At 41.6% G+C, this 17,327-nt stretch carries 15 protein-coding genes and 1 pseudogene; 9 read left to right on the top strand and 7 right to left on the bottom strand.

Going from position 1 to position 17,327, the window contains the following annotated elements; genetic code table 11:
• Positions 1-32: 32 nt before the first annotated feature.
• The 4 genes from DXB43_RS07015 to DXB43_RS07000 all read left to right on the top strand — a co-directional run bounded on the left by DXB43_RS07015 (position 33) and on the right by DXB43_RS07000 (position 4,702).
• Positions 33-704 carry a response regulator transcription factor gene (locus DXB43_RS07015; protein ID WP_117947175.1) on the top strand — a complete coding sequence of 224 codons (672 nt, stop codon included), beginning with the start codon at positions 33-35 and terminating at the stop codon, positions 702-704.
• Positions 701-1,681 carry a sensor histidine kinase gene (locus DXB43_RS07010; protein WP_117947174.1) on the top strand — a complete coding sequence of 327 codons (981 nt, stop codon included), beginning with the start codon at positions 701-703 and terminating at the stop codon, positions 1,679-1,681. Before DXB43_RS07015 ends, DXB43_RS07010 begins: the two co-directional genes overlap by 4 nt.
• 239 nt (positions 1,682-1,920) lie before the next feature.
• A complete protein-coding gene (locus DXB43_RS07005) occupies positions 1,921-2,688 on the top strand; it encodes an ABC transporter ATP-binding protein (RefSeq protein ID WP_022243488.1) in 768 nt (255 codons plus the stop codon).
• Positions 2,681-4,702: an ABC transporter permease gene (locus tag DXB43_RS07000; protein WP_117947173.1), complete on the top strand. Its 2,022-nt coding sequence runs from the start codon at positions 2,681-2,683 to the stop codon at positions 4,700-4,702. Before DXB43_RS07005 ends, DXB43_RS07000 begins: the two co-directional genes overlap by 8 nt.
• Before the next feature lie 96 nt (positions 4,703-4,798).
• Here the strand turns inward: DXB43_RS07000 and DXB43_RS06995 are convergent, their stop codons facing one another.
• Positions 4,799-6,991 (bottom strand): ATP-binding protein, encoded by a 2,193-nt coding sequence (locus DXB43_RS06995; protein ID WP_117947172.1) that lies wholly within the window; start codon positions 6,989-6,991, stop codon positions 4,799-4,801.
• On the bottom strand, positions 6,978-7,808 hold the full coding sequence (locus tag DXB43_RS06990) for a substrate-binding periplasmic protein (RefSeq protein WP_117947171.1): 831 nt from the start codon (positions 7,806-7,808) through the stop codon (positions 6,978-6,980). The genes DXB43_RS06995 and DXB43_RS06990 overlap by 14 nt, the downstream gene beginning before the upstream one ends.
• Before the next feature lie 215 nt (positions 7,809-8,023).
• On the opposite strand from DXB43_RS06990, the gene DXB43_RS06985 reads away from it, so the two are divergent.
• The gene (locus DXB43_RS06985) at positions 8,024-8,320 is read left to right on the top strand and encodes a hypothetical protein (RefSeq protein ID WP_117697786.1); all 297 of its coding nucleotides are present in this window, start codon (positions 8,024-8,026) and stop codon (positions 8,318-8,320) included.
• A 208-nt stretch (positions 8,321-8,528) separates the two neighbouring features.
• Here DXB43_RS06985 and DXB43_RS06975 read toward each other — a convergent pair whose 3' ends face one another.
• From DXB43_RS06975 to DXB43_RS06965, 3 genes and pseudogenes are all read right to left on the bottom strand, one after another.
• Entirely contained in the window at positions 8,529-8,957 is a 429-nt protein-coding gene (locus tag DXB43_RS06975; RefSeq protein WP_334294239.1) for a hypothetical protein, read from the bottom strand.
• Positions 8,954-9,412: pseudogene (locus DXB43_RS06970) on the bottom strand (DUF3990 domain-containing protein); the annotation flags it as partial. The gene DXB43_RS06975 and the pseudogene DXB43_RS06970, both read right to left, overlap by 4 nt.
• 70 nt (positions 9,413-9,482) lie before the next feature.
• Complete coding sequence (locus tag DXB43_RS06965; protein WP_117947169.1) at positions 9,483-10,343, bottom strand: class I SAM-dependent methyltransferase; 861 nt, start codon at positions 10,341-10,343, stop codon at positions 9,483-9,485.
• Positions 10,344-10,655: 312 nt separating this feature from the next.
• Between DXB43_RS06965 and DXB43_RS06960 the strand changes: the two genes are divergently transcribed.
• Positions 10,656-10,883, top strand: coding sequence for a hypothetical protein (locus tag DXB43_RS06960; protein ID WP_147343672.1), 228 nt, complete (start codon positions 10,656-10,658; stop codon positions 10,881-10,883).
• Positions 10,884-10,983: 100 nt separating this feature from the next.
• Here DXB43_RS06960 and DXB43_RS06955 read toward each other — a convergent pair whose 3' ends face one another.
• Both DXB43_RS06955 and DXB43_RS06945 read right to left on the bottom strand, forming a co-directional pair.
• Entirely contained in the window at positions 10,984-12,162 is a 1,179-nt protein-coding gene (locus DXB43_RS06955; RefSeq protein ID WP_117947167.1) for an SLC13 family permease, read from the bottom strand.
• A 537-nt stretch (positions 12,163-12,699) separates the two neighbouring features.
• The gene (locus tag DXB43_RS06945; RefSeq protein ID WP_117947165.1) at positions 12,700-13,533 is read right to left on the bottom strand and encodes an AraC family transcriptional regulator; all 834 of its coding nucleotides are present in this window, start codon (positions 13,531-13,533) and stop codon (positions 12,700-12,702) included.
• A 207-nt stretch (positions 13,534-13,740) separates the two neighbouring features.
• Between DXB43_RS06945 and DXB43_RS06940 the strand changes: the two genes are divergently transcribed.
• The 3 genes from DXB43_RS06940 to DXB43_RS06930 are packed head-to-tail and all read left to right on the top strand — an operon-like array spanning position 13,741 to position 17,309.
• Positions 13,741-14,925 (top strand): trans-sulfuration enzyme family protein, encoded by a 1,185-nt coding sequence (locus DXB43_RS06940; RefSeq protein ID WP_117947164.1) that lies wholly within the window; start codon positions 13,741-13,743, stop codon positions 14,923-14,925.
• A gap of 36 nt (positions 14,926-14,961) precedes the next feature.
• Complete coding sequence (gene dapF / locus DXB43_RS06935) at positions 14,962-15,822, top strand: diaminopimelate epimerase (RefSeq protein ID WP_117841586.1); 861 nt, start codon at positions 14,962-14,964, stop codon at positions 15,820-15,822.
• A gap of 17 nt (positions 15,823-15,839) precedes the next feature.
• Complete coding sequence (locus tag DXB43_RS06930) at positions 15,840-17,309, top strand: UDP-N-acetylmuramoyl-L-alanyl-D-glutamate--2,6-diaminopimelate ligase (protein ID WP_117947163.1); 1,470 nt, start codon at positions 15,840-15,842, stop codon at positions 17,307-17,309.
• The last annotated feature ends 18 nt before the right edge of the window (positions 17,310-17,327 follow it).

The following is a 17,327-nucleotide window of genomic DNA, read 5'->3' as shown; positions in this document are numbered from 1 at the left end:
GGGTATGGGAAAAACGGAAAGGCAGGGGGAAGATGTACCGGATTTATCTTGTGGAAGATGATGTAATTATAGCCAGAAGTATTAAAAAACATTTAGAAAACTGGGAATATGAAGTGCAGTGCACAAAAGATTTTTCAGCAGTTACAAAAGAATTTGCGGAGTTTGCACCGCAACTGGTATTGATGGACATCGGTCTGCCTTTCTACAATGGCTATTACTGGTGCAGTGAAATCCGCAAAATTTCCAAGGTGCCGATTATTTTTCTCTCATCGGCTGCGGACAATATGAATATTGTCATGGCAGTGAATATGGGAGCGGATGATTTTATTGCAAAGCCTTTTGACCTAAGTGTTCTTACGGTAAAAGTACAGGCAATGCTGCGACGCACCTATGATTTTACGGAGACCGGAGAAATGCTGACCTATCACGGAGTGATGCTTCAGGTGGCGGAAGCAGCCCTTACCTATCAGGATAAGAAAGTGGAACTTACCAGAAATGAACTGCGGATTCTAAGGACACTGATGGAAAATAAGGAAAAGGTAGTCTCAAGAGATACGCTGATGACAAAGCTCTGGGAAAGTGACTGCTTTGTGGATGAGAATACACTTTCCGTAAATGTAAACCGCCTTAGGAAGAAGCTTTCAGATGCAGGTCTGGAGGATTTTATTCTTACGAAGAAGGGAATCGGGTATCGGCTGAAATGAGATTTGTCAAAAATTATCTGAAAGAAAATCTGAAATGGCTGTTGTTAGTGATTGCCTGCTTTGGAATCCTGTGCTTTGTAATCGGATTTGAGCAGGTGCCGCTGGCACAATGGGGATATGCGGCATTTTTGTGTTTCTTCCTGTTTTTGCTGGTAGTAATCATAGACTTTACAAGGCGTTATCTGCATCATAAGAAGTTAGAAAAGCAGACTTCTGAAATTGCTGTGACAATGGATAAGCTGTCATTGCCACGGGGACAGATGGAAACGGATTATCAGGAATTGCTTCGCTCTTTATATATCACCCTGCAGCAGCAGATTAATGAGCTGGAAAACGGGCAGGTGGAGCAGGCAGAATATTTTACCATGTGGGTGCATCAGATCAAGACACCGATTGCAGCACTGCGTCTGCTGCTGGCAGAGGAAGAAGATGAGCGGAGCCAGGAAATGTGGGAAGAGCTTTTCTCCATTGAACAGTATGTGGAAATGGCATTGCAGTTTACCAGAATATCAGCGAAAACCACAGATTTTGTAATCGGGGAAGTTGCGCTGGATAAAGTAGTACGGGAGGCAATCCACAAGTATGCCAGACTGTTTGTGCGAAAGAAGATTAAATTGGAATTAAGTCCGATTGATGCACAGGTGCTTACTGATGAAAAATGGCTGGAATTTGTGATAGAACAGATTTTATCCAATGCCATCAAATATACTGCCGGTGGAACCATTTCTGTTTATTTAGAGGAAGAATCGGAGCAAGAGACAAAAGAGCTGGTTATCGAAGATACCGGAATCGGTATCGCACCGGAGGATTTGCCAAGGATTTTTGAAAAAGGCTATACCGGTTATAACGGTCATGCAGATAAGCACTCCACAGGAATCGGACTGTATCTCTGCCGGAAAATTATGCGCAAGCTGTCCCATGAAATTACGATTGAGTCGGAGATTGGAGTGGGAACGAAGGTACATCTTAAAATGTGAAGTAGAGATAAGTGATATACAAAATTATGTCCTGAAAAATGTAAATATTAGCAAATTTATCACCTGAAAAATGTGGAATATAATTATGGTACAATAAAAAAGCTAGAAAATATAATTTCAATCTTACAAAAATGTAAGAGATAAAGGGAAAATGTAAGCAGAATCCATGGCTGACATTTTCCTTTTTTGCTATGATAATGAAAAAGATAACAAAGCAATCGAATAAGGAGCAGATGAAAATGGCAATTTTAGAAGTAAATAATCTGAAAAAAGTTTATACAACCCGCCTGGGTGGAAATCAGGTAGAGGCATTAAAGAATCTTTCTTTTTCTGTGGAAGAAGGAGAATATGTAGCAATCATGGGAGAATCCGGTTCCGGAAAGACTACGCTTTTAAACATTTTGGCAGCACTGGATAAGCCCACCGGTGGACAGGTCATATTAAATGGCAAGAACATTGTGGATATCCGGGAAAAAGAGATTTCCGCATTCCGGAGAGAAAATCTTGGATTTGTATTTCAGGACTTTAATCTTTTGGATAATTTTTCATTAAAAGATAATATCGTTCTTCCGCTGGTGTTATCCGGTGTGGATTATAAAGAGATGGAGCGGCGTATAACACCGATTGCGGCGCAGCTTGGAATTCTTGATATTCTTGGAAAATATCCTTATGAAGTATCCGGCGGACAGAAACAGCGTGCGGCGGTAGCAAGAGCCTTGATAATCAAGCCGGAGCTGGTACTGGCAGATGAGCCTACCGGAGCACTGGACTCCAAAGCAACGGAAGATTTATTGACATTATTTAATAAGATTAATGAGCGGGGGCAGACAATTCTTATGGTAACACATAGCACTAAGGCTGCAAGCCATGCAAGAAGAGTATTGTTTATTAAAGATGGGGAAGTATTCCACCAGATTTACCGTGGTAATTTAACCAGTGAGGAATTGTATGCAAAGATTTCAGATACACTGACAATGCTTACGACAGGTGGTGAGAAACATGAATAGGGGGTTATATGGAAAACTGGCAGTAAATAATATAAAGCACAACAGACAGTTTTACCTGCCGTATCTGTTGACCGGGATGCTGACGGTGGCATTCTTTTATACCATGTTGTATCTGAATTGCAATCCGGGACTGGACGAACTGCCATTTGGTGCCGTGGATGTAAAGTTTGTGCTGGGACTGGGTGCAGTTATCATTGGATTTTTCTCTGTGATATTCCTGTTTTACACCAACAGCTTTATTATGAAACGGAGAAAAAAGGAGCTTGGTATTTATAACATTCTTGGAATGGAGAAAAGGCATCTGGCAAAAGTAATTTTTCTGGAGACGTTTTTTTCGGCAGTGGTTGCCATCGGTGGCGGACTTGTTGCAGGAATTGCTTTTAGTAAACTGATGTGTATGTTATTGTATGCCATGATTGGATACCATGCAGAAATTGTTTTTTATGTATCAGAAAGTGGCGTTGTAAGTACCATTATTTTGTTTTCCGGTATTTTTCTGCTTACCTTTATATATAATCTGTTTCAGATACAGCTTGCCAAACCGGTGGAACTGCTGCATGGAAGCAGCCAGGGCGAGCGGGAGCCGAAGACGAAAAAGCTGATGGCAATAGTTGGAATTGTAACACTTGCAGCAGGCTACTATATGGCAATTACAGTAGATAATCCGGTAACTGCAGTGCTTCTGTTCTTTGTAGCGGTAATACTTGTAATTATCGGAACCTATTTTATATTTATGGCAGGCAGCATTGCAGTGCTTAAGTTCTTAAGAAAGAGAAAAAGTTATTATTATAAAAAGAAACATTTTGTGGCAGTCTCTGGTCTTATTTACCGGATGAAACAGAATGCAGCAGGACTGGCAAGCATCTGTATTTTATCCACGATGGTACTGGTGGTAATTTCTTCAACGGTAAGTATGTATGCCGGACTGGATGATGAACTGGCAACCCGTTATCAGGGAGATATCGGAGTATCCATTATCAGTGAAAATCCGATTACAGAAGGTGATACGTTGCGGGAGTTAGTGAACCGCACCATCCAGCAGGAGAACCGCAGTATAAAAGAAGAACAGGGCATGATGACGCTGACATTTTCCTGCATATCAGAAGATGGAAATCTTGTAATTCGAAAACATGATGATGAGGGCGATTATAGTTCTGATATTATTATGCTCCGCATGATTACAAGGGAAGATTATGAGGAAGCTTATAATGTAAGGGTTCCGGAGCTTTCGGATCACGAAGTGGTGTTGGCAACCAGTGATGACTATGATAAAGATACGATTACGGTTGGAGATTATACTTATCCTATTTTACAGAAACAGCATTTTTCTTCTGAAAATGGACATTGGATGGATAATCAGGTCTATTATATGGTAGTAAACAGCGTAGAAGATATGGCACCGTTGTATGAAGCACAGAAAGAGATTTATGGGAAAAATGCCAGCAGCTATTATTATTCTCTGTATATCGACATCGATGGAAACAGGGAAGAAAAAATTGCCTGTGGAAATGCAGTATCTGCGGCAATTGGTGCATCCGGAATGGAGGAAGGGCATGACGGTAAATATTATATCATGATAGAAAACAGGGCAGAAAATGAAGATTCCTTCCGGCAGATGTATGGTGGCTTTCTGTTCCTTGGCATTTTCCTTGGAATCCTGTTTTTGATGATTACCGTACTTATTATTTTTTATAAGCAGATTTCGGAAGGATATGAGGATAAAGAGCGCTTTGCCATTATGGAAAAAGTAGGAATGAGCAATGGAGAGGTAAAGAAAACAATCAGTGCACAGATCCGGATGGTATTTTTACTACCGATTGTTACTGCGGCGCTACATGTGCTGGCAGCGTTTCCAATGATCCGGATGATACTGGCAGTGATGAATCTGAATAATGGAAGACTGTTTGCGTACTGTCTCCTTGGTACGATTGCAGTATTTACAGTTATTTATCTTCTGGTATACAAGATGACCTCAAGAACCTATTATCGAATTGTCGGGCATCAGATTGGGTAGAGACTCTAATAATATCAAATAACCGTAAGAACCTGCTGTCGGCAGTTTCTTACGGTTGTCTGGCAAAGAAGAGAAAGTTCCCGCTGCACTATGGCGTCATAGGAGCTTCTTCCGAGGCGTGTATTTAGCAATTGTTTTTAAAAGAAGTTCTGTATCCAGCGGTTTGGTGAGATGTTCATTCATTCCTGCAGAAAAAGTCTTCTGCCGGTCTTCTGCAAAAGCATTGGCAGTCATGGCAAGAATCGGAATGGTTGCGGCATCTGCACGGTCCAGGGAACGGATGGCTTTCGTAGCCTGGTAGCCATCCATAACTGGCATCATGACATCCATCAGAATCAGATCGTATTCCTGCGGAGAGGAGGCTTCAAATAAGGTCAGGGCTTCCTTTCCATTGTGGGCTTCAGTAACCGTTGCACCAGCATCCGTCAGAATAAATTCCGCAATCTCAAGATTAAGAGAATTATCTTCTGCCAGAAGAATATGATAGCCGGAAAGAGAGATTTCTTCATCGGAAGTTTCCGCTTCAGAAGTGGAAGCGGCATTATGGTCGATACAAAAAGGAATCGTAATCCGGTAAGTGGTGCCAATATCCTTTTCGCTGGAAAAATCAATAGTTCCGCCCATTTTATCCAAAAGATTCTTTACAATTGCCATGCCAAGTCCGGTACCGTTGTAAGTAGAACGGGCATTATGGTTTTCCTGAGTAAAAGGTTCAAATAAATGCTCCTGAAATTCTTTGCTCATGCCGATTCCGGTATCAGAGCAGGTAAATTCAATCCAGGCAGTATCTTCCGTGAAACGTACTTCATGACAACTTAGAATGACTTTTCCATTTTCCTTATTATATTTTACTGCATTGCTTACAATATTCATAAGAAGCCGCTTGATATGAATAGGACTTCCGATGAGACAGGGATGCTGGACAGAAGGAACTCCGGAAATAATTTCGATGCCACGTTCCGCAGCCTGCTTTTCTATGATGGTGGTGATATCATTGACCAGGTGTAGAACATGGAACGGGCGGGATTCTAAGACAATTTCGCCTGATTCCAGTTTTCCCATATCAAGAACTTCATTTACAAGTTCTAACAGCAGACCAGAAGACTCCTGGATTTTTTCGAGACATTCCTGCTGTTTGACAGGGTTATCTTTATAATGTCCGGCAATTTCCACCATACCACGGATTCCGTTAATCGGCGTCCGGATATCGTGACTCATCCGCTGCAAAAATTCAGTCTTGGCAAGGTTGGCACTTTCTGCCTTTTGGGCAGCCTCCTTTAGTGATTCCTGATAGAGTTTATCCTTCTTCAACTGGGCTTTCTGGTAGCTCTGGTCAGTCTTCCAGCGCAGCATCTGGAAAATCAGAAGAAGGCAGATATAACTAAACATATAATAAAATACTTTTCGCGGAGTCGTTTCAAAAACTGCATGCTCAGGCAGATAGACGTAGATATAATAATTCTGTCCCTGATCTAACATACCAAAGACATGCTTTGGTGAGGAGACTGTATTATGAACATGAACCATCTGTCCACTTACCGCTTTTTTGTTTATATTCTGTAGTACTTCAATATCATTAATATCTGTTCCTTCGAGTTTTTCTTCATTTGAGGCAATCACTTTATCACCACTGGTAATGACAATGGTGCTGTTACGGCTGATACTGTAGCCGGACAGCAAATTCTGAAAAGAGATACTGTAACTTTCAATATAATCAAGTGGTGTATGGTAATAAGTTACAATAATACCAGAGGTATCGGTACGTCCTACCGCTGCCAGGTCGATATAAGAGCCATCTTCACAGTTGATTCTGGAAGAGTATGTTTTTTCCGGATGTATGGCAACATCCAGAAGAACTTCTTTTTTCAGCGTATCGGTTAGGCCGGCACTGCCAATGGAATCAGTACAATATTCAGAGGTTACAGTTCCGGTTTCATCCAGAAAAATAATGCCGGTAATATAAAACTCTTTTGTAAATTCTTCCATGGAAGCTTTTTCCATGGATGTTGTGCCATGCAGACAGTTATCCGTAGAAATATTGTGGGCAGCCTGCTGACAGCATTCAATAATACGCATCAGGCTCTTGGTTTCGGAGGCTAAATTTAAATTGCTGTAGGTGGAGCATTGTTTCTTCAAATAATTAACCGTATCTGCAAGGTGTTCTTCTGTGGATTCGATATCATCGTTTGCGGAAGTAAAAAATACCAGAAGGAAGAACAGGATGCCAAGAAATATTGAAAAAGGCCAGAAAAAACGCAGTCTAAAGGGTTTGTTCTTATTTGACTTCATAATTTTCTACCTCCAGATAAGTACTTGGATGTGCTAAGTATTTTCCGATGATTTTCTCAGAGGTTCCATCTTTTTGCATTTCCTCTAAAGTATCAGACAGTTTTTCGTTAAGCCCGCTGGTATCATCAAGAGAGAAAGCCACACCCAGTCCGACAGTAAGAAGCGGTTTATCCAGAATGCGGTATTCCACATGATAATCAGACATATATTGTAAAATAGAAGTTTCATGGGCAGCAACCGCATCCACATAACCTTTGCTTAACATTGGGTAAATCAGCTCACGATTCTGCATGGCGAAAAGCCCGTTAATTTTTGGAATGTCGGGGTCGGTCTGGTTGAGAAAAATATCTTCCGGTTTCGTGGTAGCCTGAACGGCGATGTTTTTACCGGCAAGATCCTGCAGGGTGTAAATATTGCTGTCCGGACTGACTGCAACCACCTGCTGGCTGATCATATAAGGTCCCGCCCATTTGTATTCATCCATTCGTCCGTCCATGCTAAAGCAGCCCCATGCACAGTCGATACTGCCATCCTGCAGAAGAGCTTTTTTATTTTCCCAGTCGATGGTGACAAATTCAGCCTGATAGCCCATTCTGTGGAAGGCTTCCGTGGCAAGTTCCACATCAATGCCGGTTGGTCTGCCGTCTGTTCCGCTATAATTAAAAGGCGGATAATTGTCGCTGCCGATTACAATAGTTGGCAGCGAAGTTTCCTGTTTTGTGGAAAGAGTATTTTCCGCTTTTCTGCAGCTACATAATAAAAATGTAAAAATACAGAGAACAGCCAATAGCTGTTGTAGTTTTTTCGAACCATTCATATAATAGAGTCACTCCTGAAAAAAATCTTTTTACTGTGTTACTATTATAAAGTAAGAAAGGCGCAGATACAACAGATTACAACAGATTGCAATAGAAAATCACTTGAATTTTCGACAAAAAAATTGTATATTTGATATAGAAATGTAAATTTTTATCTGAAAAGTTTAAGCAAGTAGAAATGCTAAGGGATATGTTAGAGAAGAGGGGAATTAGGATGAAAGAAGTTACAAAACAGGCAGAGGAAACACAGATTAGCCATAAAACACTGAGACTGATGATCGGAACACTCTGTTCTGTCATCGGAACGCTGCTAGCCCTTTATGTGGGAGGCTGGCTTATGTTATGTAAACCGATACAGGGGGTGGTTTCTGCATACTTTGCAGGAAATCTTACAATTGGAATCATCGCACTGGCGGTATTCAAGTGTCTGTTGTCCGTAACAGTGGCAGGAGCCATCTGGTGTGGTGGATATATTGCTAAGTGCAAGTTTATTGGACATGAAGATTATTAATGAGAAGATTCGAAAAGGATAGGAATGAAAAGGCATGACGGATTAACGTCATGCCTTTTTGACGTTTAATGGAAATGCAAATTTGTATCTGATTTATATATAAAAAACTTACGCTGATGAAGGGTGATATTATTCATAATAAATTGACTGGGATACCAATTACTTAGATAACCATTTTCTTCTTCTGGATTATGAAAACAAACAATTTTCAATCTACTTTACCTACTTTTTTTACCGCCAGTTCAAGTTCTAAATCATGTAACCCGCTATAAGCCTTTATCAAAAAATCTAATGGAACTATTTTTACCACATCACTACTCGGGAGATTATAATACCATTGATAATAAGCATAAAACTCCCCTATCCAATCTGGTAGAAATCCTTCAAGTGCCTTTCCATCTTTAAGTTCATATTTATCTGTTTTTTCAAAATAATCCCACAATTCATTGGCATTCATAGTATTCACATAAGCTTGGGCTTCATCAATACTTTTTCTTGTCTTACTTACCATATAAGCATGAATAAAATCCACTGTATCTTTTTGAGGATATTTTTGAGAAATAAAACCAAATAGTTTCCCCTGATTTTCAACTACATCATTTAAATATACATCTGAATATGCTCTCAATTCAATCACCTCTCAAATAATGTGCTAAACACATTGGTTACTTTATTTGCATCTGAGTTAACAAGCTCACGCATATTTTTCCTTGCGACTATGTCTCTTTGATTATATTTATCATTGAATTCATTATAATTAACACTCATCAACTCTGCGTCTATTTCTTCTAACTTTGAATATGCTAACTCTGATTTTATACAATATTGAATACCAAGACCGCCCAACGACAATAATTCCTCGAGAATTTCAATATCAATATTATCACGGACAAACTCTTTCGCTAAAATTCTATAACGATTGGTGCCTGCCGCTTCTCGATGCTTCATTAATTCTGCTAACCAGGCTAATACATTGTATTGTTGAAAATCTAATATTTTCAAATTAGTAATATCCAATTCGTACTTATGAACCCATCCATTCTTTTCGTCCGGTTTACAAACCGCCCACTCTTTTGCAAGTTCAACATTTTTCAATTTTCCCAGCTTACGCTGATGAAAGTAATGAGAAAAGCTGCCGATGGCAGCTTTTCTTGCATTAAATTTAAATCCCCTCGAACCGTCCGGAAGCCCCACAAGGAAGTGTAAGTCCGTTGGAACTGACCGGAAGACCGATTTCGTCGGCTGTGACTTTGCCAGGGAAACGTTTTAGCTCTGTTCCGATAAGGTAAGAGAGAACCGCCGGCTGTAAGCCTGTAGTATAGGAATTAATCAGGAAGAACAAAGGTCTGTCCACCAGAAGCTGTGCACAGAGTTTGACCAGTGGATGGATGGATTCTTCGATTTTCCAAATTTCACCCTTGGGACCTCTGCCGTAGGATGGAGGGTCCATAATAATAGCATCGTAGTGGTTGCCACGGCGGATTTCACGTTCCACGAATTTGACACAGTCATCTACAATCCAGCGGATTGGTGCATCTGCAAGACCGGAAGAAGCAGCATTTTCCTTGGCCCAGGTAACCATACCCTTTGAAGCGTCTACATGGGTAACGGATGCACCTGCTGCTGCGGCAGCAATCGTAGCACCACCGGTATAGGCAAAAAGATTTAAGACTTTAACTGGTCTTTCTGCTTTTTTAATAAGTTCAGAGAACCAGTCCCAGTTAGCAGCCTGCTCCGGGAAAAGACCGGTGTGCTTGAAGCTGAAAGGCTTTAACTGGAAAGTAAGGTTGCGGTAGTGGATGCTCCACTGCTGTGGCAGGTCAAAGAATTCCCATTCGCCGCCGCCCTTTTTACTGCGGTGATAGTGGGCGTTCATTTTATGCCAGCCTTTTTCTTTGCGTGGTGTATCCCAGATGACCTGAGGATCCGGACGAACCAGGATATAGTCACCCCAGCGCTCTAATTTCTCACCTTTTGAACAGTCTATTACTTCATAATCTTTCCAGTTATCTGCAAGCCACATAGTATTTCCTCCAATATTTTCTGGTATCAAATATTTTCCGTTTTGTCTTAAGACATCTGCATCCTATTATATAAGGGGGAAAATGTTCCGTCAACTTATTCCTGCTTAAAAATCACAGGCAGTTGTGAAAAGGGAATAGATTACCGCAATTGTATTTCACTGATTCACAGGGGATTTTCTTTCGCTACGAAATACCATAGTTCTAAAATGCGTGTTTTTCTTTAGAGGATTAAAACAGTCTTTCCAATGTTTGTCAGAATAACTGCACGGTCCGCCGAAGTACAGATGCCTGATAAGGGCTGTTAGGGGCACTTGGAATTTCGTCTGGCAACAGGCAACGCTGGTACAGGGATGTACCAGCGAGGCGCATTTGAACATGGACGTGAATTTGTGCCGGTTGCCAGAAGAAAGTATAATTATGCCGAAATTCCCTGTGCCCCTTGCAGCCCTTATCAGGCATCTGTTCTCGACGGACCGTGCAACTATTCAGTCAAAGCAACCGGAAAGACAGTCTATCAGCATGAAAAACATGCATTCTAAGAACTGTTGGCATTTCATATCGGATAAAGAAAATCCCCTGCGAATCAGCGGAATATGATTCGGGTAAAAGTTCTATCTTTTTCACAACTGCCTGTGAAAATCAGCAGAGAATAAGTGAAAGAACAAAGAGGACTCCAAGAAAAATCACATTGTAGAGGGTGAAAATCCCAAGAAACCGTCTTGTATCGCGTCCATTACTATTGGCATAGAACTTAAAGGAAATAAGGCTTGCCAGGGAAGCAATAAGAGTACCAAGGCCGCCGAGATTTACCCCAATCAGCAGGGCAGAATAATCATCGGTGAAGCCGGAAAGCAGGATGGCAGCAGGCACGTTGCTGATAATCTGGCTGGCACCAATACCCATCAGAACTTCATGGTGGACCAAAAGCTTTGAAATCAGTTCGTGTACCAGAGAAATCTGCTTCATATTTCCGATAAAGATGAAGAAGCAAAGAAAGGTAAGCAGCAGGAAATAATCCACATCCTTTAATACGCGGTAATCCAGAAGCAGAAAGCCTGTGATGACAAGAAGAAACATAATCTGGTAAGGCAGAATATGAAGCACCGTCAGAAGACACAGAAGAAATAGTATCAGATAGGCGGTAAAAAGAATCCGGGGATTTTTACGTGCTTTTACAGCTTCACAAATTACATTGGAAGTATTGGAAGCAGTTACAGTATTTGTAGAATTTGCAGTGTTTGCAGCAGTTGCAGTGGAAACCGTATCCTTTGGGAGAAACAGAATAAAAATCAGCAGAAGGATAGCAGATACAAAAGAGTATGGCAGCATAATCCGGACAAAAGCTCCAATGGATAATCCGGAAATCGTATAGAGATAAAGATTCTGCGGGTTGCCAAGAGGCGTCAGCATGCTGCCGAGATTGGCGGCAATGGTTTCAAGAACGATAACTGGAATCAGAAACTTCTTTTGCTCGGCCATGGACAGAACCAGTATGGTAAACGGTACAAAGGTAATCAGCGCCACATCATTGGTGATAAGCATGCTGAAGAAAAAGCACAGGAAAATGAAAAGTGCCGACAGCATCCGAAGGGAATGCACATGGGTTAAGAGCATGGTTCCAAGCCGGGTAAAAACGCCAATGGAAGAAAACCCCCTTACCACAGCCATCAGGGAGAATAAAAGAGCCAGTACCCGGAAATCAATATAAGAAAAGTAATTTACGGATGGTGGAATAAAAAACATGGATACAACTGCCAGCAGGAAAGCAATGCAGCAGACGGTTTCTTTTTTGAAAAAATCTTTTACTTTTGTAAACATACGGGTCTCCTTCTATGAAATCATATCTTAGGCAGTTGCGAAAGATAATAACATTTTGCTAATAATTTCTTCGCTATGTAAAGTATCTTTGTTTTGCATCGAAATACCGTAGTTCTAAAATATTAGTTTTGCTTTTGGCGATAAAACCAGTCTTTCCAATGTTTAACAAAGATAGCGCCACTGTTCGTCAAAGTGCGGATGCCTGATAAAGGCTGTTAGGGGCACTTGGAATTTCGCCTGGCATCCGGCAACGCTGGCACAGGACGTGCCAGCGAGGCGCATCTGAACATGGATGTGAATATGCGCCGGTTGCCAGACGGACTTCTTAATTATCCGAAATTCCTAGTGCCCCTTGCAGGTGTTATGTGGCATCCGTATTCGACGGACAGTGGCACTATCTTATGTCAAAGCAACGGAAAGACTGCTTGCAGACAAGCAAAACATAATATTAAGAACTACTGGTATTTTGACGCACATAAATACACCTACTTCAAATAGCAAAGAAATTTCTGCTAAAATGTTATTCTTTCGCAGCACCTAAATCATTTCCCGCGGGGATTTTCCAAACTGCTTCTTATAGGCACGAAGAAAAGTAGAATAATTGTGAAAGCCGCAGGCAAAGCAGGCATCGGTTACCGCAGTGCCGGAGCTGATTAAATCCCTGGCAAAGAGAAGCCGTTTCGTGGAAAGATAATTTCCGATGGTATACCCGGTCTGCTCCTTAAAAGAGTGCATCAGATAATAGCGGCTGGTAAAAAAGTGCTCTGCTAAAGAATCCACCGTAATATCTTCCGTCAGATGTTCATTCATATAGGTAAGAACCGACAGAATCTTTTCATTTGCCTGAAAGGAATCTTCATATTGCAGGGTGCCGGATAAGGCAGCCCGGTTTAAGTGAATCATAAATTCTAAGAAAAGCGTATTCTGGTAAATCTCATTGGCAAAGCTGTCTTCGGAAAAAGAGTGGACAAGCTCTGTCATGGTATCTAAGAGCCGCCGTTCCTTCATGCCGGATAAATGCAGGACATTGGACGGCATGGCAGCGTCCGGAAGAAAGCACTGGTTTAAGAAAATAGTCTTATCGGATGATGTAACTGCAAAATCCGGAGAGACATAAATAATCATCCGCTCGTAGGGGGTGGTATCATGAATGACCGGGCGGTGGACTTCACCGGCACGGACAAGAACCAGATCCCCCGGGGTAAGCTGGTAGGATTTTCCTTCAATACAATAGGTGACATTGCCGCTTAGGAAAAAGAGCAGTTTGTGAAAATCGTGATAATGAAAGTCGTAGGCAGACATTTCGTGGTCAGTCAGGTGAAATATCTTAAAATCATGATGAAGATATCCGGTTTTCTCATATTTTTTCATAAAAATCACATCCTATATACAAAGTCAATCTAGGAACAGTATAAAGCACGATTTGCAATAAGGAAAGCATTATTTTACTATCAATTTCAATAAAATGTTGGTATAATGATTAATATATGAAAAAGGACAAGTGCGTCAATAGACGGTTGTCCTGTTAGAAACGAAAATATCTGGTGGGTAATTAAGACGAAGAAAGGCGGTAACAATATGAAAAACTTCAGCAACTATACCGATTACAGTGCAAAAGAGGATTTACATTTTGAATCCAAGGCAGTACATGGAGCATTAGGAACGGAACCATTAACCGGCGCAGTCAGCATGCCAATCTTTCAGGCAGCAACCTTCCGTCATCCGGAATTAGGACAGACAACAGGATTTGCCTATAGCCGTCTTGAGAATCCGACCAGACAGGAATTAGAGCGTACCATGGCAATTTTAGAGGGCGGTATCCAGGGATTTGCATTTTCTTCCGGACAGGCTGCGAATATGGCAGTATTTTCCTTATTAAATCCGGGCGAGCATGTAATTCTTTCCGATGATATTTATGGTGGAACCTTCCGTATCATTGGAGATGTATTTGGAAAATATGGAATCGAGCATACTTATGTAGATATGTCTGAATTAGACGAAGTAAAGGCAGCTATTCGACCGAATACAAAAATGTTCTTCGTTGAGACACCGACCAATCCGATGATGAAGGTGGCAGACATTCATGCCATTTCTGAAATCGCAAAATCCATCGGAGCATTAACCGTTGTAGATAATACATTTTTAACACCATATTTCCAGAAACCGCTGCAGTTGGGAGCTGACATCGTAACCCACAGTTCAACAAAATATCTGGGGGGACACAATGACACCATTTCCGGAATCGTAGTGGTAAAGGATAACAAAGAAATCGCAGATAAGATTCACATCCATATCAAATCCCATGGAAGCCAGCTGGCACCGTTAGACAGCTGGCTGGTATTAAGGGGAATCAAGACCCTTGCAGTCCGTATGGACCGTCACAATGAGAATGCCAGGAAGGTAGCAGAGTGGCTTCGTACACAGCCGAAGGTAAAGAAAGTATATTATGTTGGCTTTGAAGACCATAAGGATTACGAAGTAACCTGCCGTCAGACCACCGGATTTGGCGGAATGATTTCCTTTACCGTAGACAGCTATGAGACCGTTAAGAAGATTCTTAAAAATGTAGATATGATTATGTTTGCAGAGAGTCTTGGTGGAACAGAGACCTTAATCACATATCCGACCACACAGACTCATGAGGATACACCGCTTGATGTAAAAGAGAAGCTTGGTATTACAGACTGCTTCCTTCGTATGTCAGTAGGAATTGAAAATGTGGATGATATCATTGCAGATTTAGACCGGGCAATGAATGCTTAAGAAAAATAAAGGAAAGAGAAAGCAAGGAGAAAATAAATGAAATTTACAAAGATGCAGGCATTTGGAAACGATTATGTATATATCGATGCCATTCATCAGCATCTTGACAATCTGCCGGAGCTTGCGAGATTCGTAAGTGACCGGCATTTTGCCATTGGTTCTGACGGAATGGTATTGATTTGCCCGTCCGGGAAAGGGGATTTCCGGATGCGGATGTTTAACCCGGATGGAACAGAAGGCGAGATGTGTGGAAATGCATTGCGTAGCGTAGGAAAATATGTATATGACCACAGACTGACGGATAAGACAGACCTTGTAATTGAAACCTTAGGAGGCATGCAGCATCTGAACTTGACTGTGACGGACGGCCTGGTAAGTAATATCAGAGCAGATATCGGAGCACCGAGAATGTCTGCAAAAGTGATTCCGGTCAACACAAAGCTGGATGAATTTGTAGAGCAGCCGGTACAGGTACTGGATAAGACCTTCCACATTACTGCGGTATCCTGGGGCAACCCGCATTGTGCCATGTATGTAGACAGTGTGGCAGACCTTGATGTGGAAAAATACGGAAAAACCATTGAACATATGACAGAGCTTTTTACCAATAAGACCAATGTAACTTTTGTGGAATTTGTGCGCAGGGATTATGTGAAAATCCGGGAATGGGAAAGAGGAACCGGAGAGACTATCGGATGCGGAACCGGATGCTGTACTGCAGTGGTAGCCGGCGTATTAACCGGACGCTTAGACCGGAAAGTAACGGTAGAGCAGATTGGCGGACCGCTCTATATTGAGTGGGAGGAAGAAAGCGGACATATGTTTATGACCGGACCTTCCCATACGGTATTTGAATCGGAAATTGATGCAAGCCACATTATCGGAACAGCGGAATAATACATTAGGAGAGAAGTATGAAATTAGCAGAAATATGTGAAGAATTGACCTATACCTGCCTGCAGGGAGAGATGGAGAAAGAAATCAGTGATATTATCTATGATTCGAGAAAAGTAGAAAAAGACACCGTATTTGTCTGTATGGTAGGAGCTGTTGTAGACGGACATGACTTTGTTGAAGATGCGGTAAAGAAAGGTGCTTCCGCCCTTGTAGTAGAGCATGCAGTAGAAGTCGATATCCCGGAGAGTTGTACGGTTCTTCAGGTAGAAGATGCCCGTTATGCCCTGGCAATTATGTCGGCTGCTTTCTTTGGACACCCGGACAGAGAGCTTACCACCATTGGACTGACCGGAACCAAAGGAAAGACCACTACTACTTATATGATAAAGAGCGTTTTAGAGGAAGCCGGCAGGAAAGTCGGACTGATTGGAACCATCGGTGCCCTGATCGGCGAGGAGAAGCTTCCGGCAAAGAATACCACACCGGAATCTTATGAATTACATAAGATGTTCCGTGCCATGGTAGATGCCGGCTGTGAATATGTAGTAATGGAAGTATCCTCCCAGGGACTTAAGATGCACCGCGTGGCAGGAATTGTATTTGATTATGGAATCTTTACCAACTTATCACCGGATCATATCGGACCAAATGAGCATGCCAGCTTTGAAGAATATCAGGAATGCAAGAGTCTCTTATTCCGTCAGTGCAAAGAGGGAATTGTAAATGCAGATGATGAGCACGTAGCTGGAATAATCAAAAATCATACCTGTAAGCTTCATACCTTCTCATGTAAGAAAGACGCAGACCTGATGGCGGGAGCTGTTGGATATCTGGATGAAGAGGGACAGATTGGAATGCATTTTACCACTACCGGCTGTATGAATGTTTATGCAGTGGTTCATATTCCGGGAAGCTTTTCAGTATACAATTCACTGGTAACCATGCTGACCTGTCATCTGGCAGGAATTTCCGATGAGGCAATTTTACGGGGATTGGATAAAGTAAAAGTCAGAGGCCGTGTGGAATTAGTTCCGGTTTCCAAAGATTTTACGGTAATTATAGACTATGCCCATAATGAAGTCAGCACAAGAAGCGTGCTTACCACATTAAAAGAGTATCATCCGAAACGTTTAATCTGTGTCTATGGTGGCGGTGGAAACCGTTCCAAGCTGCGCCGCTATGACATGGGAGAAGTGACAGGAGAACTGGCAGATTTAAGTGTGTTGACCTGTGATAACCCAAGAGATGAAGAAATCCGCGACATTAACAACGATATTAAGATTGGCCTTGCAAAGAGCAACGGAAAATATATCGAAATCGATGACCGCAAGGCAGCCATCAAATATTGTATCGAAAATGCCAGAAAGGGTGATATGATAGTACTACTTGGAAAAGGTCATGAAGATTATCAGGAAATCAAAGGTTTAAAATATCATTTTGATGAAAGAGAAGCCATTGCCGAAATCAAAAAAGAGTTAAATTTATAATTCACATATGTGAATTAT

Source organism: Roseburia sp. OM04-10BH (assembly GCF_003462605.1).
GTDB lineage: Bacteria > Bacillota > Clostridia > Lachnospirales > Lachnospiraceae > Roseburia_C > Roseburia_C amylophila.
Note: the sequence above shows the minus strand (reverse complement) of the source record. Positions and strands in the feature narration are given on the sequence as shown.

Bases quoted from the DNA above. Each gene is read 5' to 3' on its own strand.
- DXB43_RS07015 (WP_117947175.1), top strand. From the start codon at position 33: ATGTACCGGATTTATCTTGTGGAAGATGATGTAATTATAGCCAGAAGT.
- DXB43_RS07010 (WP_117947174.1), top strand. From the start codon at position 701: ATGAGATTTGTCAAAAATTATCTGAAAGAAAATCTGAAATGGCTGTTG.
- DXB43_RS07005 (WP_022243488.1), top strand. From the start codon at position 1,921: ATGGCAATTTTAGAAGTAAATAATCTGAAAAAAGTTTATACAACCCGC.
- DXB43_RS07000 (WP_117947173.1), top strand. From the start codon at position 2,681: ATGAATAGGGGGTTATATGGAAAACTGGCAGTAAATAATATAAAGCAC.
- DXB43_RS06995 (WP_117947172.1), bottom strand. From the start codon at position 6,991: ATGAAGTCAAATAAGAACAAACCCTTTAGACTGCGTTTTTTCTGGCCT.
- DXB43_RS06990 (WP_117947171.1), bottom strand. From the start codon at position 7,808: ATGAATGGTTCGAAAAAACTACAACAGCTATTGGCTGTTCTCTGTATT.
- DXB43_RS06985 (WP_117697786.1), top strand. From the start codon at position 8,024: ATGAAAGAAGTTACAAAACAGGCAGAGGAAACACAGATTAGCCATAAA.
- DXB43_RS06965 (WP_117947169.1), bottom strand. From the start codon at position 10,343: ATGTGGCTTGCAGATAACTGGAAAGATTATGAAGTAATAGACTGTTCA.
- DXB43_RS06955 (WP_117947167.1), bottom strand. From the start codon at position 12,162: ATGTTTACAAAAGTAAAAGATTTTTTCAAAAAAGAAACCGTCTGCTGC.
- DXB43_RS06945 (WP_117947165.1), bottom strand. From the start codon at position 13,533: ATGAAAAAATATGAGAAAACCGGATATCTTCATCATGATTTTAAGATA.
- DXB43_RS06940 (WP_117947164.1), top strand. From the start codon at position 13,741: ATGAAAAACTTCAGCAACTATACCGATTACAGTGCAAAAGAGGATTTA.
- dapF (WP_117841586.1), top strand. From the start codon at position 14,962: ATGAAATTTACAAAGATGCAGGCATTTGGAAACGATTATGTATATATC.
- DXB43_RS06930 (WP_117947163.1), top strand. From the start codon at position 15,840: ATGAAATTAGCAGAAATATGTGAAGAATTGACCTATACCTGCCTGCAG.